The sequence below is a fragment of the Bradyrhizobium sp. genome (genome assembly GCF_035570375.1).
Taxonomy (GTDB): Bacteria; Pseudomonadota; Alphaproteobacteria; order Rhizobiales; family Xanthobacteraceae; genus Bradyrhizobium.
In genome coordinates, this window is sequence record NZ_DATMLW010000257.1 from 23,537 (window position 1) to 45,899 (window position 22,363).

The following is a 22,363-nucleotide window of genomic DNA, read 5'->3' on the forward strand; positions in this document are numbered from 1 at the left end:
CGCGACCCGTAACGCGCAAGCGCTTCAGAGCCGCACACCTGTCGTCGCGAACGCTTCCTGTACGGGTTCCTGGACCCGGTCAAGGACGATAAAGCCGGCCGCCGCAATCACGATTGCGGCCGCGCAGGCGAGCAAGAAGGCTTTCATGGTGGGGCTCCGCAGGAGATCGACGGTTAGTTTATACGAGCGGGCGTGCTGAGGACAACTGAATCGGCCGCGCGCCAAAATTCGAGTCGTTGGGCAATTGTTCGCTCGCCGTGGCGGCGGCCGGGGCGGAGGAGGGTTATCCCGGAAGGCACAGCCAAGACCGACGGCGGGCATCCTGCGGACGCCATGCCGGAACCAATCGTCCTATTTGCTGTCAATCAGCTCGTTCTAAGCATGTCCGGTTTCGCCCCACCGTGAAATCAGTGTGGGCTCGAACATCGTCGCCTGCTTGCCCTCGTCGGTGGCGAGCCATTCGTTTAGTTCGCGATCCGACTTTGGCTGGCGACCCTTCATGCCTTCGAAGAAATCACACAGGATCTGGGCTTGGGTTTTCTCAGCTTTCTTTTTTTCGCTCATGGTGACTGCTCCATGGTTTGCGAGGCGAAGGGCATCATCCGCTCCCTTGCAGCCAAGGCGCGCGACGATCTGGTCGCATTGATCCAGATCAATCTATGAAACGATCAGAGGTGTGCGCCGCGATAAGCTCGCCGGTTTCAAGCGGCCGCGTTCGGCCGATTTTCGTCGATACGACTACTACAAGTCCTCATTCCAGTACGTGGTGGCCGGCAGCCTGTCCGCCATCGACGTGAAGTATTTCTCCTGTCACAAACCCGGCGCCATCGAGGTAAAGGACCGCGTCCACAATGTCCGATACATCTCCCATCCTGCCCATGGGATGCAGTGCCGCCAATGCCTGATGCGCTTCAGCGGGGTGCATCGGCGTCTTTATTATGCCCGGGGATACCGCGTTCACGCGAATTCCAGTCCTCGCATACTCAATCGCGAGCGCTTTGGTCGCCGCGCTTAGGGCTCCCTTCGTGAGTGAAGCCAACACTGCGGGGATGCTTGTCATCGGCTGGTCGACCAGACTCGTGGTAATCGTGACGACGTGTCCATGTCCCTGTTTGCTCATCAATTCCAGGACACGCTGGGTCATGTGAAAGAAGCCCGTCACGTTTGTCGCAATGTAGGTCGCATAATCACTCTGCGAATAAAGAGTGAACGGTTTTGCCATGAACATGCCGGCGTTGTTGACCAGCGTATCGACACGGCCGAAACGCTCGACCGCCGTTCTGAACACCCTTTCCGCGGTGTCCGGGGCGGCGACGTCGCCTTGCACAGTCGCAATATTCGAGTCGGAGACCGGCTTGATCGACCGCGATGTCGCAACGACCCGGTAGTTACGATCTCTAAATGCTTGAAGAAGGCCTGCACCGATCCCTTGCGAAGCCCCCGTTACCACGGCTACCTTCTGCTCTGTGCTCATGATCTTTGTCCATCCAATTAGAGAAACCAGACTCCACTCGTCTCGCTCTGAAGCTCAGGTCTCTGCCTCGCTGCTGGCCATAAGCGGATCGTATTCGGGCCGCTTCAAGATCCCATGAAGCTGTCGACGTCGGACGCCGATGTTGCCTCCGCCAAAGACAGGAAGCGCGAGGGCGTCCTGGAGCAGACGTCCCAGCGGAAACATGTGATCGTAGCTCTCGACTCCCACGACTCTCATCAGATCCGTAAGCACCCGCACCGCTGTCTCCGAACCATAGACTTTGGCTTCGATCGCCAGTTCATCCGCGCCGGGCGATTGAAAATCCACGCCGTGGCACGCGCGCCAGCACAGATAGCGAGTCGCCTCTATGGCCATCTTTGCATCCGCAAGCGCGTATCCAACCGCTTGATGCTCGATGACAGGCAAGATGCCGCCCCGCTTCTCGTTGCGTGCGAAATTCAGCGCGAAATCGAACGCCGCCCGCATCAACGCCACTGCGAAGATTCCCACCAGGGCGGCTGCACCAGTAAAACAGGCCGCTGTCAGCGCAAAACCGCCGCCCAGGCTTCCCAAAACATTATCCCTCGGCACGCTCACTCCTTCGAGCTGGAAGCACGGCAAGAGATGCGCACGATGTCCGACCGAATCGATTGCACGCTCCAGCACAATGCCTGGTGTTGGTCGCTCGACAACCAACACCGAAATCCCTCGTTCGGGAGGAACGTCTGGAGCGGTGCGGCACAGTACCGACAGAAGGTCAGCGCCCTTGCGATCCCAACCAGTGGCCGACGAAACCCAGCTCTTTCGACCATCGATGGTCCACCTGTCGCCGAGGAGCCGGGCGGTGGTACGAACGCCCTCACCCGGTGGGGCAGATGCTGGATTAGCGCTGCCTCCCGGTTCAGTCGCGCAGAAGCTCGCCAACGGCGCTCCGGCTTGCTTTAAGAATGGAACCAGCAGCCGGCTTCGCTGCTCCTTCGTGCCACCGATCAACAGCGGCAATAGACCAAGCACGGTGCCCATCAAGGTCAACGTCAGGCTGGCGTTCACCGCGTAAAGTTCCTCAACCATAATCGCAGTTTCAACCAGGCTCGTGTTCTCTCCTCCGGCGGAAACGGGGATACATTTTCGCAGAAATCCAGCGGCTATCATCGCCTCGTACGCCGGCTTCGTTGCGGCAAATCGTTCTTCCGGAGTAGCCAAAATCTCTGCTTTCGCCGTCTCGGATAGCACCTGCCTCGCGAAGTTGCGTGATTGCAGCTGCAATTCGCGCTGGTGCGCGGTAAGCCGAAAATCGATGGCCACGAAATCTCCCTCCTGTGAGACATCAAGGCCACCGCTACCGGAGTTGATCAGGAAAGTCTTGGACAGGAGTGCACGACGTCTTGACTTCGGGTGCACCAAAACTCCGTTGTCGAGGCTGAATGTGAAACGGCGGGGCAGAAGGACCCGTTCGGCCTACTTAACCCACTTCCTCAGCAATCGATCTGCGAAGTTCTCGGGGAGTAATGCCATGGCTTCGCTTGAACAATCTGTTGAAGTGCGAAATGTCCCGAAAGCCGACCTCGAACGCAATTTCGGCGATTGTCCGCCGCTCTTGCCTGTCGATCAGACGTTGTGCGCAAAGAGCGACCCGCCTGTCATTCAGGTGTTGTCCCACCGTGCGGCCCGTTACCGCAAACAGCTTGTGAACATAACGCTCCGAGCAGCGGAACGTACGGGCGAGCGATTCAGCTGAAAGATCAGGATCGGTGACGCAGCGACCAAGATGGTCGAGCATCATCGAAAGTAAAACGGGCTCCTTCGCTTGCGCTTGCGATCCATCCTCCTCCAGGTAGGCGGCTTGAGTGATCAGGTCAACGATGTGAGTGCCGTAGCGCGCCGAAACCTCCGATCCAGTCGTTTGGCCGAGGCATAGTTCAGCATATCCATAGAGGATTTTGGAGAGAGCGCGGCCAGCTGGCGTTGAGGCGGTCCTGAGACTGGGCCTCTCGTAGAGTTTGCCTGGCAATAAGCAACGTGGCACGGCAAAGCAAAACAATCGGAAATCGCGAGCGTTTGCTATCTCGAAAGGTTCGGTCGTGTCGACGACGGCGAGGTCCCCGGGCCCACAGATTTGTTCATGGCCACGTTGCGTGTAGCGGCCCATGCCTTCGATTTGCAGATTGATGAAACAAAGGTCATCCGTGCTGCGAGCGATATGCGAGCGCAGCCTCAACACTCGGTGCCGGGTGGCAGTCACCAAGGACACCTTTATGCGACCAGCGTTGGTCCTGGTGATCGCCCCGCGAAAGGGCTGCTCGCCAAACTCACGGGGTTCAAGCTGGACAAACGCGGCTGCCAGATGGTTGGCCCAATTGCCGAAGGGCCGTTCCAACTGACGCGGTTCCGTCAACCACTCCATTGACCACACCTTGCGCTTTGCAAATCGATGGCCCCGCCCGTTTGGCAGAATACACCCTCCCATAGAGCGGTTCAACGCTACGACGCGGTCGATCTGCGTGAGGAATCTTCGCGAGATGCAAGCCGGATTTAACAGCGAGACCATCATTCCCTTGGACAGTGCGGGCCCTGATCGGTTTCGACAGTTGCGAATTTGGCAGGCGATGGGATCGCCGGGATGATCATGGTCCGGACGTCTGGTTCATTCCAGGCTCAATAATCGGTCGCTGCAGTCCAAGATTTCGACTCCCGGTTCTGCTAGCCGTTGCCAAACCGCTGAAAACGCCGGGAGGGTTTGATGGCTATCGATTTCACGCTGACCGCCCAACAGCGGGAGCTGCAGCTCGCAGCCCGCAAGTTTGCAAGAGAGGTGTTGACCAGCGCAGGCGCGGCCGAGTTGCTGGCGACGCCAGAGGAACGGTTTCTCGCCACGCGGCCCATTTATGAAGCGATGGTTGGCGCGGGCTACCTACGGAAATGCATCCCTGCACCTGCAGGTGGCGAAAATACCGGGCTTGTCGATATGGCCATTCTGGCCGAGGAATTCTACAGCATTAATCCAAGCGTGACCCTGACCATGTTGGGAACGGTGCTGGGTCTATTGCCAATTCTCTTCGGTGGGTCCCCGGAACAATGCGGGCGACTGCTCGCTCCGTTCCTTATGAAGCACGGGACGCCACTTGCCGCATTTTGCTTCAGCGAACCTGGCGGCAGCGCGAATGCCGACTCACCGCCGCCCGGAGACGGGGTGCGCACGACTGCGCGGCTTGCTGGCGACGACTGGGTCATCAACGGTCGCAAGAAATGGACGTCTTCGGCGACCGGGTGGAACCGCAGGGGCGCGGACATTTTAAGTGTCGTATGCCGAACCGATCCCAACGCGACTCCGGACAGGGCTATTTCGATCATAGCAGTGGAAGGGCCCTCATCCGGAATCGTGTTCGAACGGGCCATCAATTCGATCGGCCATCGCGCGCACCTGGTCCCGCAATTCAGCCTGCAGAACGTCGTCGCGCCGCGCTCCAACTTGTTGGGACACGAAGGTGGTGGTCTGGCATTGACTGCGACCGCGTTCACCGCCACGGCAGCCCTTGTCGGGATTCTTGGTGTTGCCTTGATGCGGGCGGCCTTCGAATTTGCGCTTCATTTTGCCCGCACCGAGAAGCGCGGCGGCGTTCACCCTATTATCCAGCACCAGGCCGTCGGATATGCGCTAGCCGACGCCAAGACCGCGATCGAAGCCGCGCGCTACCTCAGCTGGCGTGCATGCCATGCGCTCGATACCCAATCACCGGCCGCGGAAGAACTTGCCGTCCAGGCCAAGATCTACGGTTCCGAAACCGCAGTACGGGTGATCACCGATCTGCTGCGGGTCGTCGGCATCGAAAGCTACGATCATGACGCGCCGCTCGGGAGATTGCTGCAGGACGCCCTCGCGCTGCCGATTTTTGACGGCGGGAATATGGGTATCAGGCGACGTCAGCTGCACGCGATCTTCATGCGGCCCGACTATGACCATCTTGCTGCGAGCGGTGCAGCTGCCTGAAGCGCCAAAGGCTGTGTTCGTTGGCGCGAGCCGTTTTGAGAGCCAGGAGTCTTGGATGACCAAGCACGTTGCCGTTTCGGCCGGCGAAGCCGCGGATCGCCTTGCGATCCGGGAGCTCATCGAGGCCTACGCCCACTGCGCCGACCGTCGCGACGCACATGGCCAGATGGCGCTCTTTACGCCAGACACCCATTTTGTGGTGTATATGAACGCGAAAGATCCGAAGCCCTCGCAGGAGTTGCTTCAAGCGAGGCTCTCGCTCCCGTTTTCGCCGATCTGAACCAATATGATGCCACGACGCATTTCGTCGGACAGAGCACCATTTTTACGCTGACGGACGATCGCGCCACTGGGGAAACCTACTGCCTTGCGCATCACGTCAAGTCGGAACACGGAAGGCGGCGATTGATGGTCGCCTCGCTTCGCTACCTCGACACTTTCATCAAGATCAACGACGCGTGGCTCTTCGCCGAGCGCCTTCTCTACGTCGATTGGCTGGAGGAACGGGTCCCGTCATGAACGCTCTGCCGCCGGGTCAGGCACGTCTTGTTGTTGTGGGCGCGACGGGGATGGTCGGCGGATACGCCGTGCGCTACGCGCTCGACCATCCCTCTGTTGGGGTTGTGACGGCGATCGGGCGCAGAAAGCTTGGCATCGCACACCCCAAGCTAAAAGAAGTTCTGCATCAAGACTTCACGGACTGCTCCGCACTCGCGGCAGCGCTCTCGCACGAGGACGCGGCGGTTTTTTGTTTGGGCGCGTATACCGGCGCGGTGCCAGACGCGGAACTTCGCAAAATAACCGTGGACTACACCATTGAATTCGCGCGCGTGCTCCGCGGCAGCAGCCCTGATGCGGCTTTCTCGTTCCTGAGCGGAAGTGGCGCGGATCCCACCGGCCGAAGTCGAATGGCTTTCGCACGCTATAAGGGAGAGGCCGAGAAGGCGCTCCTCGCGGCGGGCTTCCCCCGCGCCTATATCTTCCGGCCGGCATACATCTACCCGGTCCTGCCGCGGGAAGAACCAAACTTCAGCTACCGCCTGTTGCGTGGCATCTATCCGGTCTTTCGGGTGTTGTTTCCAAACCTCGTCATTCGGGCTGACGACCTGGCCCGAGCTATGGTCGAGGTCGCTGTCCGGGCAACAGAGGAACGCGGAGGCCTGGTTTTAGAGAACCGCGACATTCGCGCTATGGAAGCCCGCCTGAGAGGTCAGTGAGGCGAGACAACGTGACGGCGGTCCGGGTCGCCACTTCGCCGAGCTAGCCGGCTCGCTTCGGCGAGACGAGGCGGTGCGCGCCGTCGTGATCGAGCGCGAAGACAGGATGAGCGCCGAGCATCTCTGTGTCGGGCACCAGAGTAAGATTGCGGTCGTCCAGAATCAGCCACTCTCCATCCACACGCGCCGCCAGCACCGCATGGTCCTCGTTTCGAACGAAATTTCGCAGGATGACGATCTTCATATCGTCGCGAGACAGCCCTGCCTCCAGCAGTGCGGCATATTTCACGATTGCGTAATCCTCGCAGTCGCCGCGGTGGGTCTGCAGCGTCTCGAACGGCGGGCTCCAGCGGTCGTCAACCCCCCATTGCGCCTCATCGCTCATCGGCGCGATCGCGAGATTGACGGCCCTGTTGATCAGGCCAACGCGCGCCAGACCGGTGCGGCCGGCGCCCTCTGCGACAATTCGCAGCAGCTCTCGCGCGGGGGCGGGACAGTCTTCTGCGGCACGGCAGCCCGCCAGCACGGCTTGTTCCTGTTCGATTTTGGCCTCGACGGCGAGCCATTTCGACGAAACGTTTCCATAGCTTGGCGCGATTTCCATGCCAAACAGCGCGTCGTCGGTACGATGATGCGCTGTCTCCGGCTGTCCTGGCGCTGAGGTATAGGGTTCCATCGCCGCAGCGGCCGGCTCAGGTCCGGCCAAAACGAACGCGCAGGCCAACGCTGCCAGGATCAGTCCAAAACGGTTGCTCATCTTAGCTCTCCGCCCTCGTCTGCGCGCGGGCGCTGCAAACGAAGATCGGGACTTATGGCGGCGGGCATTTGCGAAAAAGAACGGAATGCGCAAAACACCTTCAATCAAAACGCATAAGTCCAAAGCGCATAACCGCTCGGGGCGAGTTCCACGCGGGTTCCCGCGCCGGTCAGCGTCGGCGCGCGGCCTGATTTGGGGAAGGGCGCTTACGCGCTGCGGATCTGGTCCGACACAGACGCGATCAGTTCCTGGATCGGTCGCACCTGCTCGACGATGAAATCAAAGACGACGCGGGTACGCGGCGCCAGATGTCGCCGCGACGGATAGACCAAGCTTAAGGGAATGCCCGGTGATGGAAATTCGGTTAACACGACAACCAGGCTCCCAACGCGCACATCGTCGAGCACCTGGAACAAGGGAAGATGCGCGATGCCGTACCCGCTGCGCGCGGCCAGATGCACCGCACTGACATCATTGGCGAGAAGTCCGCCTGACACCCTGAAGTCCCTGGGGCCTTCGGGAGTCACAAAAGTCCACACGTCCGATCCCGGTCCGAGATCGTGCACGATGCAGGTGTGGTTCGCCAAGTCGGCAGGCGTGGATGGTCTTCCTTTCCGTTCGATGTAGCTCGGCGCTGCCACCAAAACGAACGCACCAGTCCCAAGTCGGCGCACGACCAGTGACGCATCCGCGACCTCGCCGATACGCAAGGCGAGGTCGAGCCGGTCTTCGACCATGTCGCCGAACCGATCGCTCACCACGAGTTCGACCTTCAAGCCCGGATGTTCGCCGAGCAGGGCCGGCAGACGCTGGGAAAGGAAGCGGCTTGCCGTCACCGTGACACCCAGGCGCACCAGTCCCACGGGTGAGGCGCTTTGCTTGCCGAGCGCAGCCTCCATCGTATCGACGCCGTCCAGTACCGGCCGGGCAAGGCCCAGCAGCATTTGGCCATCATCGGTCAGGCTGAGTTTTCGCGTCGTGCGGTGAAAAAGCCGGACCCCGAAATGGTCCTCCAATTGGGAGATTTGCCGGGCGACAGCGGCCTGGCTCAGCTCGCGCTCGCGAGCGACGGCCGAAAACGAGCCGGTCTCCACTACCCGAACCAGAACACCGAGTGCGCCCAGGAGGTCCATCGGATTTCCTCGAAAAACGCAAAGATCATGCAAAAGAAAGCGGGATTATCACTCTTTTGCAAGAGGTGTATTTCCAAAGGCATCGCAGACCGGCATTGCGCCTGAAAACTGATTTTGCCGGGGCCATCGAGAGATGGAGGTGTTCGATGTCAAAGTTCCTCGCGATCTTGGCCACGCTGAAGCCCACCCTGATTGCGGCAAGCGCCGCCGCTGCACGTGGCGAAATGCTGTCGGTCATCCTGATCTCGGCCTTGTTCAGCCTCGTCCAGCTTGCCGCAAAGCCGGTCAGCGGGGTCGGGCCACCGATGGTCTCCTCGAGCGACGACCACGGCCTCGCGTATCGAAACAGGAGCGACAATCATGTTTGAAAGTAATGTTATCGAGAGAAACGAAGCTGCCCTGGAAGAATCCGAAAGTCCGCAATTCGTTCTGAGCGAGCCGGATTCACGTTTCGGCGAAGAGCGGGTCATCGCACGGGCTCCTTTGCGACAAAAAGGCCCCACGGCCGAGCCCGCCGCGTTTCCGGCTCCGAGCCGGGAGCAGCCGGCGAGCGGCAAGCAGCCCAAAAAGGGTCCTTTGCATCGCCGCCCCGTTGTCGCTGCCATCGGTGCGGTACTTCTCGCCTCTTTGCTGGGAACGGGCTTTGTATATCTGAACAACTCGGAACGTTTTCAATCCACCGACGACGCCTTCATCGCAGCGCGGCAGTCCTCGCTCGCTCCGAAAGTATCGGGCTACATCACGGCTGTCCCGGTCACCGACAACCAGCATGTCAAAGCCGGCGACGTCATCGCGCGCATCGACGACCGGGATTACCGCATCGCGCTGGAGCAGGCGGAGGCGCAGGTTGCAGCCGCGCAAGCGAGCATCGCGAACATCGACGCGCAGCTGGACGTGCAGGCGGCGCAGATCAGCGCCAACCAGGCGCAGGTCGACCAGGCGCAGGCCGCGCTGGTATTCGCCGAGCAGCAGGCGACGCGCTACGAGCACCTCGAGCAGACCGGCTATGGCACCGTTCAGAACGCGCAGCAGTACTCATCTCAGCTGCATCAGCAGCAGGCGGCGGTGGCGAGCGCACAGGCCACTTTCAAACTGGCGCAGCGGCAGTTGGAGTCGCTGAAGGCGCAGCGCAACAGCGCAGTTGCAAACCTGGCACAAACCGAGGCCCAGCGCGACCAGGCGAAACTCAATCTTTCCTACACGACGGTTACGGCGGCCCAACCAGGGCGTGTTGTCAACCTGACCGCAGCAGTCGGTCAATTCGCACAGTCAGGCACAAATCTCACGATATTCGTGCCGGACGAGATTTGGGTCACTGCGAATTTCAAGGAGATTCAGCTTGACCAGATGCGGCCCGGCGAACCGGTGACACTGCAGATCGATGCGTATCCGGGACGCACGATCCGTGGTCATGTCGATAGCGTGCAGCCTGGATCAGGCACGGCGTTCTCGTTGCTGCCGGCCCAGAATGCTACCGGCAATTACGTCAAGATCGTCCAGCGCGTGCCGGTCAAGATCGTCATGGACAATCCCCCAACGGATGTGGCGCTCGGCCCAGGCATGTCGGTGGTGCCGACTGTGCGGATCAACCCTGCGCCTTCACTCTATGAGCGGCTGAGGAAGTTCATATGAACAGCGCTTCAATTCAGGCCGAACCTGCCCTCACCAATCCCTGGCTGATTGCTGTCCTGGTTGCCCTTGCCAGCTTCATGGAGGTGTTGGATACCACGATCGCCAATGTGGCGCTGCCCTACATCGCCGGCGGCATGGGAGTGAGCGAGGACGAGGCCTCCTGGGTGGTCACCACCTATCTGGTCGCCAATGCCATCGTCCTGACGGCCAGCAGTTATCTGGCGCGAATGCTTGGCCGTAAGACCTTCTTCCTTATCTGTCTCGGATTGTTCACCCTCAGCTCACTGCTTAGCGGGTTTGCCCCGAATCTGAACGCGCTGTTGCTGTTCCGTATCATGCAGGGCGTAGGTGGCGGCGGCATGGTACCGGTCGCCCAGTCGATCCTGGCGGATTTGTTCCCACCGGCAAAGCGCGGACAGGCTTTTGCGCTGTTCGGCGTCGCCGTTGTCGTGGCGCCGGTGGTGGGGCCGACGCTTGGAGGCTGGTTGTCGGACAACATCTCCTGGCAATGGTGCTTTTTGATCAACGTGCCGGTCGGGGTGATCGCGATGGCGCTGATCTCGCTGCTCCTGCAGGAGTCCCCGACCGCGCGCGCGGAAGTACGGCGGCTGCAGCAGGGCCAGGGATTCGATGTGATCGGCTTTGTGCTGGTCGCGACTTTCCTCGGTGCCCTGGAGGTCGTGCTGGACCGCGGTCTGGAGGACGATTGGTTTGGTTCATCCTTCATTGTGACGTTCGCGGTCATCTCTGGTCTCGCGTTCGTGCTGATGATTCCGTGGGGGTTGACCCGCAGAAATCCGATCATCGACCTGCGCATGGTGGCGTCGCGTCAGTTCGGCGCCTCCTTCCTGGTGATGCTCGCGACCGGCGCCATCCTGCTTGCGACCACACAGTTCCTGCCGCAATTGGTGCAGCAGGATTTTGGCTACACCGCCACCTGGGCCGGCCTCCTGCTCTCTCCGGGAGGCGTTGTCACCATGGCGATGATGTTCGTGGTCGGCCGTGTGGCGGCGAAAGTGCAACCGAAGTACCTGATCATGACAGGAGCGGTGCTCATTGCGCTCTCGATGTACAGCATGACCAACGTGTATGGCGATCTCGGCTTCTGGTTCATGGCTCGGTCGCGCATGCTGCTCGGTGTCGGACTTCCGCTGATCTTCATCCCGATCATGACCGCGTCCTATGACGGGATTCCCTCATCCAAGACCGACCAGGCTTCGGCCCTGATCAACGCTGCGCGCAACACCGGAGGTTCGATCGGCGTCTCCATCGTCTCCAACGTATTGACGCATCGCGAGCAATTCCACCAGAACCGGTTGATCGAGCAGGTGACCCCGTCGAGCACGGCCTACCAGGACACATTGCAACAGATCACGAGCTACTTCACCGCGCATGGCAGCTCGCTGGCGCAGGCGCATGACCAGGCCATTCAATGGATCGGCGCGCAGGTGCAGGTGCAGGCGTCGTTCCTGGGCTACATGGATGCGTTCTGGGTTCTGATGCTGATTTCGCTTTCCGCCGTGCCGCTCGCGCTGACCCTGCGCAAGATCAAGCTCGGAGGGCCCGTCCATGCCGGACATTGACCACAACGCTACCGGCGGACTTTCGCAGAAGAACCTTGCCGATCGGTCGGCAATCGCACGCCTTGCAAGATTGGCGATACTCGTCCGACGCCGGATCAGTGCAATCACTCTCCTTTGATGTGTTGTGATGGTCGCGGAATTACCAAGACGAGTGTCACGCCCTACGTGATCTGGAGGAGCCAAACAGGAGGTAATCATGCGTAAGATCATTTTCGCTTTTCTCGGCACAGCCTTGCTGGCCAGCGCAACCACAGGAACCGCCTACTCAAAGGAGCGTCATCACGTGCGTGATGCGCGGCAGCTCACCGTCCAGCACTTCCGCAACTCCAATGCTGGTGAGATACCCGCTCCGCCGGTAACGAGGTCCTATGAGGGTAGCGCGGGCGCCTGGGGAAGCATGACCGGCTTTAATTGACCTTCGCTCGCGCCGCATCCGCTCGAAACGGAAAGATCGGGCAGCTGGTTTTCAGGGATAAACCCGCTCTTAACGGAGTTGGTTTATTCTTGGATTTGGGCAGCGGGGGTGCGTGTGCTGGCTTGCGGGCCAGCCGTAAGCAAAGGCGTGCGACAATGGCCTTGAACCCGGAAGAGCTAGACCCGGAAGAGCTAGACCCGGAAGAGCTCGTCACCCTGACAGATCACGGTATGATGAAACTTCGCTTGGCGGTATTGCGAGCGATGATGATGCTACCCAAGCAACGCAAGCTCGCGACCATTGTCCGAGACGGCGATCCGGCGATCCTGAATTTCGCCGAGATCAAAAAGCTCGCGGCACAGTGGCACAAACCGCTCGTACCAATCGACTGACCACTTCAGCTGCTGTTGATGTCTTCGGTTCGGGCCGCACCGTCCCCCATACGGCCCGATGCACGGCCCCGTCATCCCCCGCACCACAATGGCGGGGCCGTTTCCGGTCGCTTCGTGGTGCAAAAGCCTTCTTCAGGAAATTCGTCGGGTGCGGCGGATGCGAGATGAGAGGTCTTTGATCCGATCCCGACGATATCGAGCCGCCCGTGAGTTCGGGGCAACGCACGGATCGGAAATTGCAAGGCCGCCATTTCGATTTGGGCAGACTTATTCGACTCTGTCAAATGTCAGGGTTCCCACGATGGTTTGCCCGGTTCGCGAGAAGGCAAGCGGAGACGTTTTGATCGTCAGGTTTGTGCCGTTGATCTCGAAGTAGCGAACTTGATCGCGGCCGATCCATTCCGGGCGCCAGGAAGTGAGGACATGGTAGGTAACCTTGTTTCCTTCAACCGTATATGTCCCCGCATAAGCGCCAACGATCCCTCTGTGAACGTCCGCTCTCTCCGCATCGGTGTAACTTCCGGACGCGGGTGGTTTCAAATCGCCCGCGGTAAGGAACATGACCATGTGGCCGCCAGGAGAATATTGAATATATCCGGTCGGATGATCGCCGTATGGCCGGCTTGTCTCTTTCGTATCCAGGACGATCAGCGAGAAGCTCGTCAGCTGCCACGTACCGACGAGAGGATTTTCTGCGCAAACGGCGGGACCAATTCCACCCCGGAGAGCTGCAGCAACGAGGACTGCGGCAATGCTGTGCTTCATGAGTATCTCCTCCTGAAAATACGACTTCACTTGCCCGGAAGCTTCCGGAGGCGCCCGCTCAGATCGATTGCCGCAAAAAAAATTGGAAGTGCGCGCTGAGGCGTTTCTTTCCCGCATTCACCTCCAGGACCTGCTCACGGCGCTTGCTCCGCGGCCAAGCTACACCGCCCGGCGACAAGGCAGAAGAGTATATGTCGCCTGCCGGCCAAAGGCCGAGGCCGGCACGCACCGTGCTCGGTATCGGAAACGTGGCGGACCAAACGATGGCCAATCGACTGCGGGAACCCGCTGTCATTTTCTCGCCCATTGTGCAGGTCATCATCCTGTGAAATCCGCTCCGGGGGCGAGGGAGGCGAGAATGGGAAAACATCGCGTCGACCCAATTGCACGCTGGTTGCGGCCGATCAGCCTTGCCGCGGTCATGGCAGCCGGCACGCTGCCCGCATTTGGACGTGACCTGGACGGCCGTTACAGGGAGTCGCCACTCCACGACTGGTTTGAACATCTGGCGAGCCGCAAGGGCCTTTGCTGTTCGTTTGCCGACGGCTACGTCGTACGGGACGCGGATTGGGAGACCATGGAGGGCCACTATCGCGTGCGCGTACCGAAGAGCGCCGATTCCAGCGACGCCGTCTGGGTTGATGTCCCGGACGAGGCAGTGATTACGGAGCCGAACAGAGCAGGGCACACCATGGTCTGGCCGCTCTACACCTACCAAGGCGTGTCGATTCGCTGCTTCATGCCTGGAAGCATGACGTGAGCCAGCAATGCTCTCGACGCCTCGCGTCACTCCCGGATGATCACTGCGGAAGGCACGGGGCTTTTCCGCCGCCGAAAAAATCGGTCCGCTAGCTCTGTAAATTTCCTCGCTACCGAATGCGTCAGGAACAAATCCAGATAATCACCAGCGCCATCGGAAGGCCAACACCCACGGCGCCACCAATCGTCGACACGAGAGCCGAAAGCAGACTTGTTCCGGCCCACACCGCACGTCCAGACATGCCGTTACTCCCTTAAAGCCCCCGCGGGCATCGCCCGCCGCCCAAGGATGAACGATCGAAACCGGCGGTTCGGGGATGGGTTGATGTTCAATGGGGATTACCCCGCCCGAAGCGCCACGATCTGAGGCTGCTTGTGTATGGTTAATAAAAGGTTAACGGGGTGGGCGCCGTCCGCCGCTCGGCCCGCGCTCCACAACCCCCTGACACCTTCCCGGCAAACGCGGCGCGAAGCGAATGACGGCGCGCCGCAGGATCACGCAGGATCGGAATGCGGTCTGGTTTTGTGCGTTGGTGCAAATTCGCTCTGCCCCTTGCTCGGCAGACCTCGTTTCCGAATGCCAGGAAATTGGCGCGTCGGAGTGCAACACGACGCTTCTTCGATCAACCTTCATTTCGGTCTGGTCGGTATGCAGGATGACAATAAAGTTCCCGGCAAAAATCGCGACATGGCCGGCATTTCACCTTGAGCGGAGTTCGCGGCGTTGGCGCAAGAAAGCAATTTATTGGCTCGCGATAACAAGACTTTCAAGCTCGGTTTGTCGTAGGGCTTTGCGCCCTGCGCCGCGTTCGCGCGTTAGGCGGCTGCGGCGGGGGTCCGAGCCGCCATGCGATCGCGGCGCAGGACGCTGTTGGAATTTGGCTGCGAACCGGCAAAGGATTCGTGCCTCGCTATGGCGGCTTCATCGATTGCGCCGCAGCCAAGAGGTTCTGCGGATGCACACGTATCGCACCGCCGCGCGGGCTGTCGAGATCGGCGATCAGGAAGAACGCCAGCGAAATCACGACCGGCAACACGAACAGGAACAGTTCGCCTTTGCGGCGCTCGCCGTAGCCCACCAGAAGGTTACAGGAAAGCGCCATCAGCGCCATCATCGCCCAGGCGCCTTTGGGAATCCGATTCCACCAGGCGGCCTGGGTAAAGCCCTGCGCGTTGATCACCTCGTTCATGCCAGATACGACCAGCGCGATCGTCGGTGTCGGCTGGCTGGTCGCAGCAGGCCTGACCACGTTCCACATCTCGCCTTGCACGTTTGCCGTCTGCTGGGCGATGTCGGTGGCAGGCCTGCTCCTGGCCTCTTCGTAAAAGGCGATACGCAGGTCGAGATATTTCCTCAATAATTCGCGCGTTCGCGAGGCACTTTCCTCGGGCAACAGATCCGCTCGCAGATATTCCGTGCCGATGGCATTGGCTTCGGCTTCCTCGAGCGTCTTGCGCTGGTCGTAGCGCGTCACCGCCATCGAAAACGAAAAGCCGATGATCAGCGCCATGAGTGTGAGGGTCGCCGCCTGGACGGTGTTGAAATCGTGACGCTCGCCTTGCTTGAAGGATTGCACTCGCTTGCGCAGGAAATCGCCGACAAGGGCCGCGATGATTTGCCCGATCAGGGCCGCGGCAAAGACGGCAAACGGATTATCGAAATTGTCGGGCATGGGAGCGCCTGAAGCAGGAACGCGGAGCTGGACTTTTTCCGTCTTCGTCGCGGCCAGCCAGAGTGCGGCACCCTCGGCGGGCGATGATTGACCTAGGTCAATCGAAATGGCCGGCATCTCGCCGGGCCCCGCACAACGGGTTCAGGCCTTCACCACAAGAAGCTCGAACAGTGTTGCGAGGTTTTCCTGCCGCTCAAGTGCCCAGAGATAATCCAGCACCTGGCGCTGCTGCTGTTTTCCCATGTACTTGGCCACATTCTTGCTGAACTTCAGTTCGAAGTCGGTCTTCTGCATCGGCATGCTGGCGAAGCCGGGAATAGCGTCGACCTGATATGAAATCGTGCGCCCATCGGTTAGCGTGGCGGTTACTCGATTGGGAAGGTTTTTCGGCGCCATCGCGGTCAGCGCCTCGTCCGGTCTGACCATGATCTTCTTCATGAGGTCGCGGATTTTGGGATCGCGGACGGCGCTGGCCGAGAAACTGTCGTGCGTGATGTCGCCGTCGACCAAAGCGCGCGCGACGATATAGGGAAGACTGTGGTCGGCTGTTTCCCTGGTTTCTGGCGCCCATTTCTCCGGCTCCTTGCCGGCTGAGATATAAGCGAAGTTGGTGGTCGCGATCTCGACAGCGGCGATCTTGCCAAAATCGCCGATCTCCTTTCCGACCCTGGCGGCTGCGGCAATCGCCATGAGCGTCATGCCCTGTGCCGGATAGAATTTCACGCTGCAATCGTTGATGCGGAAGCGTCCCGATCGTCCGCCGAACTGGTTGACGTCGATCTCGAAGGGGCCGGTCACTTGTTTGAACAAGCCCGCTGTTCCCTCGAAAATCGGGGATGGACCGGTGACCCCTTGCCGGGCGAGGAGAGCGGCGAAAACCGCATTACGGACCGCGTCGGGATCGGCCAGACCCTTCCAATCCGAGAGTTCCTGTTTCCGCGTCTGGTTCAAGGCGATGTGACCGTTGATCGCGAGATTGACGGCTTGCGCGAGCTGTTCCACCGGCAGGCGCATCAATCTGCCGGCGGCGAGCGCGCCGGCAGGCAGACTGGCGATCGGGTGATCAAAACCGCGCCGCGTAAGCTCGGCAGCATCCAGCAAGCGGCAGTTGATCTCGTAGGCCAGCACGATCGCCAGAAGCAGATCCTTGCCGCTGCGCCCCTCGGCCTCCGCGACCGCTAGGCATCCGCCGCTGATATCGCTGGGATGGCCGGGCTCGCGGCCCAGATAGAGATCGTTGAAATCGTAGTAGCGGATCGCCGCACTGTTGGCGAAGGCAGCGAGATCCGGCGTGGTCCGCTTTGCGGTCCCGACAACCGTGGCGACGCCGCCAGGCACGGAAAGCGCAACGTCCCTGACGGCGCGAACAGGCTTCTCCTCGTGAGCGGCGATGGCGCACCCAATCGCGTCGATGAAAAGCGATTTTGCGACCTCGACGGTTTTTTCATCGAAAGCCGAATATTCGATTCGGGCGGCGTAGTCGGCGAGCTGTTCGGCGAGATTGTTTGCAGAAGCGCCAAAAGCCGTGGCCAGGCCGAACCCTTGGGCCGAAGTCACGACCGCTCCAGCAATTGCTCCGAGCGCAAGGCGCCGATCGATCAAAATATCCGTCGCAAGCACACGATCCTTGCGCGACTCGACCGTGTCGGAGGTATCGTCCATCATACCCTCCCTGCTGGCAGGCTCGGTCGATGAAAGCTCAGCGCGGCTTCTCATGCAATAGGGCCGGCAACCGCGCCATGCACGCAGGACTCGGCAAGGCCGTTCAACTTGAACCTCAGCGGTACAGGTCGGCACGGGTCGGCGGCAGGGGAACGGCCACGCACGCGTTTCGAGGCCAGCGTCTGAAAAATCACGACGGCGCCATGGGTACGGGCGATTGAGACCACCGCGATATAGGCGATCGACGCAACGATGCTCATTCGGTCAATCCGGTGGAAGTGCGTAATTTGCTAGCCGAGCCTCAAGGCCGATTCACGACCGCGCGAAGCTGATCGACATATCCGGTTCGTGCAACAAACGACTCGTTCTCCTCCACGATCATGATCCTGGCGTCGCGCCAGCGATCGAGTTCGGACTGGGGGAGATTTCTCTGCAGTTCATGGTAGGGCACGCCACCGAAGCGGCCGAGGGCGGCGTAATAATAGAACTGCAGCCCGCTCAGGCAATTGGCTTCGACCATGATGCTCGCGGGCAGATGGCCGAAGCTGCTGCCCACCATTGCGACATCGAGCTGTCGCGCCGGGCTGTCGACGCAGGACACAGACGGCGAGAAACCTACTTTCGGCGTCAGATAACCCAGAGGCGGGAAGAACACGTTCAGGAGATCGACGAGTTCGCGGTCGGCACCGCTCGCCGCGCCCGAGAGCGTATAGCTGAACCCGAACGGCGGAACGAGCTGGTGTCCCGCCAGGCGGTTGATTTCCTCGACGATTGCGGAAACCGCCCGCGCCCCGCCGACATCGTTCCAGTGAACGCCGCCTTCGGCAAACAGGTCGAACTCGTAGGTCCCTTTCAGGGAGTGGATCAGGCTCGCGGTATCGACGAGATTGATGCCGCCTTGCCTGAGCGCGCCGACATATTGGGGGACGAGTTGCGCCCGCGCTTGTGGCGTGCTCGGGCAGGGGAAGCGATCGACGAAATATTCCGGCAGGTGGGCGATCTTGGACGGCGAAATGACGTAAATGAAGACGGCGCCATGCGCTTCGTAATAATTCTGGATGTCCTTCAACTTCGGAAGAATCTCGGCGGCGAATTTCGCGCCCATTCCTTCGGTACGGGAGCAGTATTCCTCGAGATATGGCCGCTCGAGCAGATGGCCCTTTGCGCCACGGACGACATGAGGGGCGGTGAGTTCGCCGAACAGTTCGAAGCGAATCTCGTTGTTGATGCGAATGAGAAGCGGTCGTATCGGCATGGCTTCCGTGATTCGTTCGGCCGCCGCTTTCTGGAAACTGCCGTCGCGAAGCGATGACCAGGACAGGATCATCCGCTTGTCGTAAGTGACGCCGCCGAGTTTCGGCCCGATCTTGATTGCAAGCGTGGGATGGTTCTGCGCGACCAGGAGGTTCCATGCCGTGCCGAGCGGCAACAGCAACAGGAACGCGCAAAATGCGGCGCGAACCAGGGGGCGGGGCAGGGCGAGGCTCCTCATCGTTTTAGAACCTGAAGTAGATGAACGGTTGGAAGGGCACGGCCACCGAGCGCGCGGTCGAGAGCACGTAGATCAGCACGAGCGCGGTCGCGGTCAGCGCCCGCATCGAGACGCGCTTCTCATAGCTGCGGATCAGCGCGGGATATAGCGGGGTCGCCGGCAGCAGCGAGATCGCGGCACCAACAGCGAGCGCGCAGGGCACTTCCGGAGGAATTTCGAGTGCGTGCGAGGCAGGCGAAGCTCCAAACAGAACCGAAACGAACGTCGTCAGATGTGCCGGAGAGTCTGAACGAAAGATCGCCCACCCCATCATCACGATGAAAAGTGTGATACCGGTCGAGATCAAGGTGCCGCATCGCGCCAGAGCATCGCGCAGGAACAGCCGATCGAGCGTCAGGAACAGGCCGTTATAGGCGCCCCACAGCACAAAATTCCAGCTCGCGCCGTGCCACAGCCCGGAGAGCAGGAAGCAGATCCAGAGATTGAGGTAGGTGCGCGCCTCGCCTTCACGGTTGCCGCCGAGCGGCTTGTAGAGATAGTCGCGAATCCACGTCGTGAGCGAAATGTGCCAGCGCCGCCAGAACTCCGTCATCGATCGCGCCACATAGGGCGAATTGAAATTCTCCTTCAGGGAAAAGCCGAGCATTCGCGCCAGCCCGATAGCCATGTCGGAGTAACCGGCGAAGTCGAAATAGATCTGGAGCGTGAAACTGCCGAGGCCGAGCCAGGCATAGCCAGTGCCGAGGCTTGCGGGATCGGCGGCGAAGACGGTGTTGACGAAGTTGCCGAGCGGATCGGCGATCAGGAGCTTGCGTCCAAGGCCGCGGGAAAAGCGCAAGAAACCGGTCGCAAAGTCGCTCCATTCGACCGCGGGCGGCTTTGCGATCTGATCCTTCATCTCGTGATATTTGAGGATCGGTCCTGCCAGGAGTTTCGGGAAGAACAGCACGAACAGGCAATAGTCGGTAAAGGTCGCGGCAGGCCGCGAGGTGCCGCGATAGGTATCGACCAGATAGGTGATCTTTTCGAACACCACGAAGGAGACGCCGATCGGGAGTGCCAGATGCAACAGGGGAACGCGTTGCGCACTGAGCGGTGCGAGCGCGAGGTTGAGATTTTGGGCGATGAAGTCGGCGTATTTATAGACGATCAGGATGGCGAGATTGCCGGCGATCCCACCCGCAAGCGCCAGTCTTCGCCTTGCAAGCCGCGTCGGATCGCTCAGATGAAATGAAAGCGCGTAGTCGAGCGCCGTGGAAGCAAAAAGGACCAGCACGAATACCGGCTCGCCCCAGAGATAGAACAGCGTGCTTGCGACGAGCAGCATCCACTTTCGCGCGCGAGCGCCGGTCGCCAGCAGATAGGACGCGTAGACCGCAGGGAAAACCGTGAGAAACAGCGGCTCGTAGAAAAGCATGTGGAAGTCGATGTTGTTTTCGGAAGGTGAAAGGCGCCCGGAAGGATGGCGGGCGATGGAAGCACGGCCCCAAAGTCGAGTCCAGTTTGGCGCCTGCCGGTACGCGCGACGGTTCCACTGAGGCGAATCATTGTTGCGAAAGCTCCGAAGTAGAGAAAAGGTCGCGCCTGGGCGTGCTGCCGCGGGGCGATCAGGTCAGGAGATCAGGTCAAGACAAAGGGCGCGGCGGGACTTTTCCCGTCGCGCCCGCACCTCTTTCAAACTCGCTGGTCCAGGCGCCGAGAACGCCTTCAGGCCAAGCTACCGAAGCTCAGCGGGCGATCCCAGCGAGGTGACAGCGCTTGGTAAAAGACACTGGATCACCTCCTTTCGTTGTTGATGGGAGGCCTACTATAAGCGGGCAAATGTGGCCTGTTTAGGGGTTTTCCCGCCTGATGAGAGTTGAGGCGGCGCGCGGGGCGTGATAGTTGATCGGCCGCCGAGCGGGTGTAGCTCAATGGTAGAGCAGCAGCCTTCCAAGCTGAATACGAGGGTTCGATTCCCTTCACCCGCTCCAATAAAATCAGGCACTTCTCGCATCCTCCGTTTTCTATTCGGACCGGCGTGCTGCTGCTCATTCGGACCAGAATCACGCATTGTTCGCATCTTGCTTGTCGCGATAGGCGCGCCGTTTCTTCGCGCCAGTGGTGACCTGTTTTGCAGTGCGCTTCACATACTTAGGCAGCACCTTGACCGACTTGTGCCGACTCTGCGCCACGATCTCGCGGTCGGTCAGTTCAGCGTCTCCGGTCTCGGTAAATCCGCCGTGACGGAATGACGTGAAGGACAGTTCGTCGCGCAATCCGGCGGCGCGAATGACTTCCTTCACCTTGCGGCTCAGGTGCGTGAAATCCGGTTGATCAGGCTTCGGCCATGTCGGCCACGGTCCGCGCTCGCCCCAGTCCCTTCTCAGTATCAGGCCGCCGATGCGCTCGCGTTTGATCACGTCAAGCTCGGCCATCAGTTCGGGGTAGACCGGCTTGCCGTCGTCGGTGAACAGCGGCACCCAGTTTTCCTCCTTGGTTTTCTCATGTACCACGCGCACCATGTTGGGCCGTTCCTTCGGTCGATAGTGAGCGACATCGAAGGTCGCGAAGATATCGACCTCGCGCTGCAGCCATTCCCATGCAATCAGAGCGCCAGTGGCGAGCGACGGCAGCCCCATCTCTTTCGCCTTGGCTCGGAAGCTTTGCAATTCCTCGAAGGTCGCGGTCGGTGTCTCGCGGTCAGAAGATCGCAGGCCCATTTGCGCGAATGGATTCACCAGTGGCAGCTTGCCGGGATTGCGGCGCGCACAGATGTTCCAAGCGCGGCGGCATGACTTCATTGCGTGGTTGACCGTGGTACGACGCTCACCGATCACGTTGCCGTCGTCATCCTTGAGCGGCAACAGCGCCTCATACAGTTTATCGGTGATACTGGTGTCGATCTGAGCGGCGCGGCGGTCGCCGAGCAATGTTCCGTCTTTCAGCTTGAAGCCGCCCACCAGCTTGAAACCGTTTTCGTGGTTCCGTCTGCTCTTCGGGTCCAGCTTGGTGTAACGGCGATCGGCGCGATATTCGGCAAATACCCAGTCGAGCGTTCCGACTGCTGCGACCGCTGGCATCGTTGCGGTCTTGGTATCGCCGGACAGCCACGCATCGAATGCTGGAAGCAGTATCGTCTCGGCACGCTTCACCGCAGCATCGTAGTCGAGGCCGAGCGGTTCATCGTGCAGTGGGCAACCGTTCCTCTTGTATTTGCTCGGCACATGGAAGAAGTGGCCCCACCCTCCAGACTTGAGCGGCCTACGCTCGACGTAGCGCGGCAAGGGCAGGGCAGTGCGCGGCGGCTTAATCATCAGAGATAAGCTTCCGCAGTGTTTCGGATGTTTCGCTTGACCCGAGATCAGAGCGCTCTTCGTGGCCGCCGATCAGGACTTCGAACCAGCCATCGCCGATCTTTACAGACGAAGCGGTCTTACCA

The 22,363-nt window shown here is 60.3% G+C and carries 24 protein-coding genes and 1 tRNA gene; 11 read left to right on the forward strand and 14 right to left on the reverse strand.

Annotated elements, in window-relative coordinates; all coding sequences use genetic code 11:
• Positions 1 to 24: 24 nt before the first annotated feature.
• The 5 genes from VNX23_RS28355 to VNX23_RS28375 all read right to left on the reverse strand — a co-directional run bounded on the left by VNX23_RS28355 (position 25) and on the right by VNX23_RS28375 (position 3,878).
• Positions 25 to 147 carry a hypothetical protein gene (locus tag VNX23_RS28355; protein WP_325634882.1) on the reverse strand — a complete coding sequence of 41 codons (123 nt, stop codon included), beginning with the start codon at positions 145 to 147 and terminating at the stop codon, positions 25 to 27.
• A gap of 228 nt (positions 148 to 375) precedes the next feature.
• Positions 376 to 564 carry a hypothetical protein gene (locus VNX23_RS28360; protein ID WP_325634883.1) on the reverse strand — a complete coding sequence of 63 codons (189 nt, stop codon included), beginning with the start codon at positions 562 to 564 and terminating at the stop codon, positions 376 to 378.
• Positions 565 to 751: 187 nt separating this feature from the next.
• On the reverse strand, positions 752 to 1,474 hold the full coding sequence (locus VNX23_RS28365; protein WP_325634884.1) for an SDR family oxidoreductase: 723 nt from the start codon (positions 1,472 to 1,474) through the stop codon (positions 752 to 754).
• A 54-nt stretch (positions 1,475 to 1,528) separates the two neighbouring features.
• The gene (locus VNX23_RS28370; RefSeq protein ID WP_325634885.1) at positions 1,529 to 2,779 is read right to left on the reverse strand and encodes an acyl-CoA dehydrogenase family protein; all 1,251 of its coding nucleotides are present in this window, start codon (positions 2,777 to 2,779) and stop codon (positions 1,529 to 1,531) included.
• A gap of 157 nt (positions 2,780 to 2,936) precedes the next feature.
• Positions 2,937 to 3,878 carry a helix-turn-helix domain-containing protein gene (locus VNX23_RS28375; protein WP_325634886.1) on the reverse strand — a complete coding sequence of 314 codons (942 nt, stop codon included), beginning with the start codon at positions 3,876 to 3,878 and terminating at the stop codon, positions 2,937 to 2,939.
• 336 nt (positions 3,879 to 4,214) lie between these two features.
• Between VNX23_RS28375 and VNX23_RS28380 the strand changes: the two genes are divergently transcribed.
• From VNX23_RS28380 to VNX23_RS28395, 4 genes are read left to right on the forward strand one after another with little or no spacing between them, the layout of a single operon-like run.
• Positions 4,215 to 5,462 (forward strand): acyl-CoA dehydrogenase family protein, encoded by a 1,248-nt coding sequence (locus VNX23_RS28380; protein WP_325634887.1) that lies wholly within the window; start codon positions 4,215 to 4,217, stop codon positions 5,460 to 5,462.
• Between the two features lie 55 nt (positions 5,463 to 5,517).
• A complete protein-coding gene (locus VNX23_RS28385; protein WP_325634888.1) occupies positions 5,518 to 5,742 on the forward strand; it encodes a nuclear transport factor 2 family protein in 225 nt (74 codons plus the stop codon).
• 41 nt (positions 5,743 to 5,783) lie between these two features.
• Positions 5,784 to 5,981 (forward strand): nuclear transport factor 2 family protein, encoded by a 198-nt coding sequence (locus VNX23_RS28390; RefSeq protein WP_325634907.1) that lies wholly within the window; start codon positions 5,784 to 5,786, stop codon positions 5,979 to 5,981.
• A complete protein-coding gene (locus VNX23_RS28395) occupies positions 5,978 to 6,679 on the forward strand; it encodes an NAD-dependent epimerase/dehydratase family protein (protein ID WP_325634889.1) in 702 nt (233 codons plus the stop codon). Before VNX23_RS28390 ends, VNX23_RS28395 begins: the two co-directional genes overlap by 4 nt.
• A gap of 43 nt (positions 6,680 to 6,722) precedes the next feature.
• Here VNX23_RS28395 and VNX23_RS28400 read toward each other — a convergent pair whose 3' ends face one another.
• Positions 6,723 to 7,436, reverse strand: coding sequence for a transglutaminase-like cysteine peptidase (locus VNX23_RS28400; RefSeq protein WP_325634890.1), 714 nt, complete (start codon positions 7,434 to 7,436; stop codon positions 6,723 to 6,725).
• A gap of 206 nt (positions 7,437 to 7,642) precedes the next feature.
• The gene (locus tag VNX23_RS28405; RefSeq protein ID WP_325634891.1) at positions 7,643 to 8,569 is read right to left on the reverse strand and encodes a LysR family transcriptional regulator; all 927 of its coding nucleotides are present in this window, start codon (positions 8,567 to 8,569) and stop codon (positions 7,643 to 7,645) included.
• 146 nt (positions 8,570 to 8,715) lie between these two features.
• Between VNX23_RS28405 and VNX23_RS28410 the strand changes: the two genes are divergently transcribed.
• The 5 genes from VNX23_RS28410 to VNX23_RS28430 all read left to right on the forward strand — a co-directional run bounded on the left by VNX23_RS28410 (position 8,716) and on the right by VNX23_RS28430 (position 12,591).
• Positions 8,716 to 8,937 carry a hypothetical protein gene (locus VNX23_RS28410; RefSeq protein ID WP_325634892.1) on the forward strand — a complete coding sequence of 74 codons (222 nt, stop codon included), beginning with the start codon at positions 8,716 to 8,718 and terminating at the stop codon, positions 8,935 to 8,937.
• Positions 8,930 to 10,201, forward strand: coding sequence for an HlyD family secretion protein (locus VNX23_RS28415; RefSeq protein ID WP_325634893.1), 1,272 nt, complete (start codon positions 8,930 to 8,932; stop codon positions 10,199 to 10,201). Before VNX23_RS28410 ends, VNX23_RS28415 begins: the two co-directional genes overlap by 8 nt.
• Positions 10,198 to 11,784: a DHA2 family efflux MFS transporter permease subunit gene (locus tag VNX23_RS28420; protein WP_325634894.1), complete on the forward strand. Its 1,587-nt coding sequence runs from the start codon at positions 10,198 to 10,200 to the stop codon at positions 11,782 to 11,784. Before VNX23_RS28415 ends, VNX23_RS28420 begins: the two co-directional genes overlap by 4 nt.
• Positions 11,785 to 11,980: 196 nt before the next feature.
• Positions 11,981 to 12,199, forward strand: coding sequence for a hypothetical protein (locus VNX23_RS28425; RefSeq protein WP_325634895.1), 219 nt, complete (start codon positions 11,981 to 11,983; stop codon positions 12,197 to 12,199).
• 155 nt (positions 12,200 to 12,354) lie between these two features.
• Positions 12,355 to 12,591, forward strand: coding sequence for a hypothetical protein (locus VNX23_RS28430; RefSeq protein ID WP_325634896.1), 237 nt, complete (start codon positions 12,355 to 12,357; stop codon positions 12,589 to 12,591).
• A 267-nt stretch (positions 12,592 to 12,858) separates the two neighbouring features.
• Here the strand turns inward: VNX23_RS28430 and VNX23_RS28435 are convergent, their stop codons facing one another.
• Entirely contained in the window at positions 12,859 to 13,356 is a 498-nt protein-coding gene (locus VNX23_RS28435; protein WP_325634897.1) for a lipocalin-like domain-containing protein, read from the reverse strand.
• A 358-nt stretch (positions 13,357 to 13,714) separates the two neighbouring features.
• Between VNX23_RS28435 and VNX23_RS28440 the strand changes: the two genes are divergently transcribed.
• Complete coding sequence (locus VNX23_RS28440) at positions 13,715 to 14,116, forward strand: hypothetical protein (RefSeq protein WP_414643100.1); 402 nt, start codon at positions 13,715 to 13,717, stop codon at positions 14,114 to 14,116.
• A 910-nt stretch (positions 14,117 to 15,026) separates the two neighbouring features.
• Here the strand turns inward: VNX23_RS28440 and VNX23_RS28445 are convergent.
• From VNX23_RS28445 to VNX23_RS28465, 5 genes are all read right to left on the reverse strand, one after another.
• Positions 15,027 to 15,788, reverse strand: a complete 762-nt coding sequence (locus VNX23_RS28445) for a hypothetical protein (protein ID WP_325634898.1) — start codon at positions 15,786 to 15,788, stop codon at positions 15,027 to 15,029.
• 141 nt (positions 15,789 to 15,929) lie between these two features.
• A complete protein-coding gene (locus VNX23_RS28450) occupies positions 15,930 to 17,450 on the reverse strand; it encodes an MmgE/PrpD family protein (protein ID WP_325634899.1) in 1,521 nt (506 codons plus the stop codon).
• Positions 17,451 to 17,500: 50 nt separating this feature from the next.
• Positions 17,501 to 17,710, reverse strand: a complete 210-nt coding sequence (locus VNX23_RS28455; RefSeq protein WP_325634900.1) for a hypothetical protein — start codon at positions 17,708 to 17,710, stop codon at positions 17,501 to 17,503.
• 41 nt (positions 17,711 to 17,751) lie between these two features.
• Positions 17,752 to 18,942 (reverse strand): alginate O-acetyltransferase, encoded by a 1,191-nt coding sequence (locus VNX23_RS28460; RefSeq protein ID WP_325634901.1) that lies wholly within the window; start codon positions 18,940 to 18,942, stop codon positions 17,752 to 17,754.
• A 4-nt stretch (positions 18,943 to 18,946) separates the two neighbouring features.
• A complete protein-coding gene (locus VNX23_RS28465; RefSeq protein WP_325634902.1) occupies positions 18,947 to 20,359 on the reverse strand; it encodes an MBOAT family O-acyltransferase in 1,413 nt (470 codons plus the stop codon).
• A gap of 482 nt (positions 20,360 to 20,841) precedes the next feature.
• Here VNX23_RS28465 and VNX23_RS28470 point away from each other — a divergent pair.
• Positions 20,842 to 20,915: transfer RNA gene (locus VNX23_RS28470), tRNA-Gly, on the forward strand.
• Between the two features lie 72 nt (positions 20,916 to 20,987).
• Here VNX23_RS28470 and VNX23_RS28475 read toward each other — a convergent pair.
• The gene (locus VNX23_RS28475) at positions 20,988 to 22,238 is read right to left on the reverse strand and encodes a hypothetical protein (RefSeq protein ID WP_325634903.1); all 1,251 of its coding nucleotides are present in this window, start codon (positions 22,236 to 22,238) and stop codon (positions 20,988 to 20,990) included.
• Positions 22,239 to 22,363 lie beyond the last annotated feature (125 nt).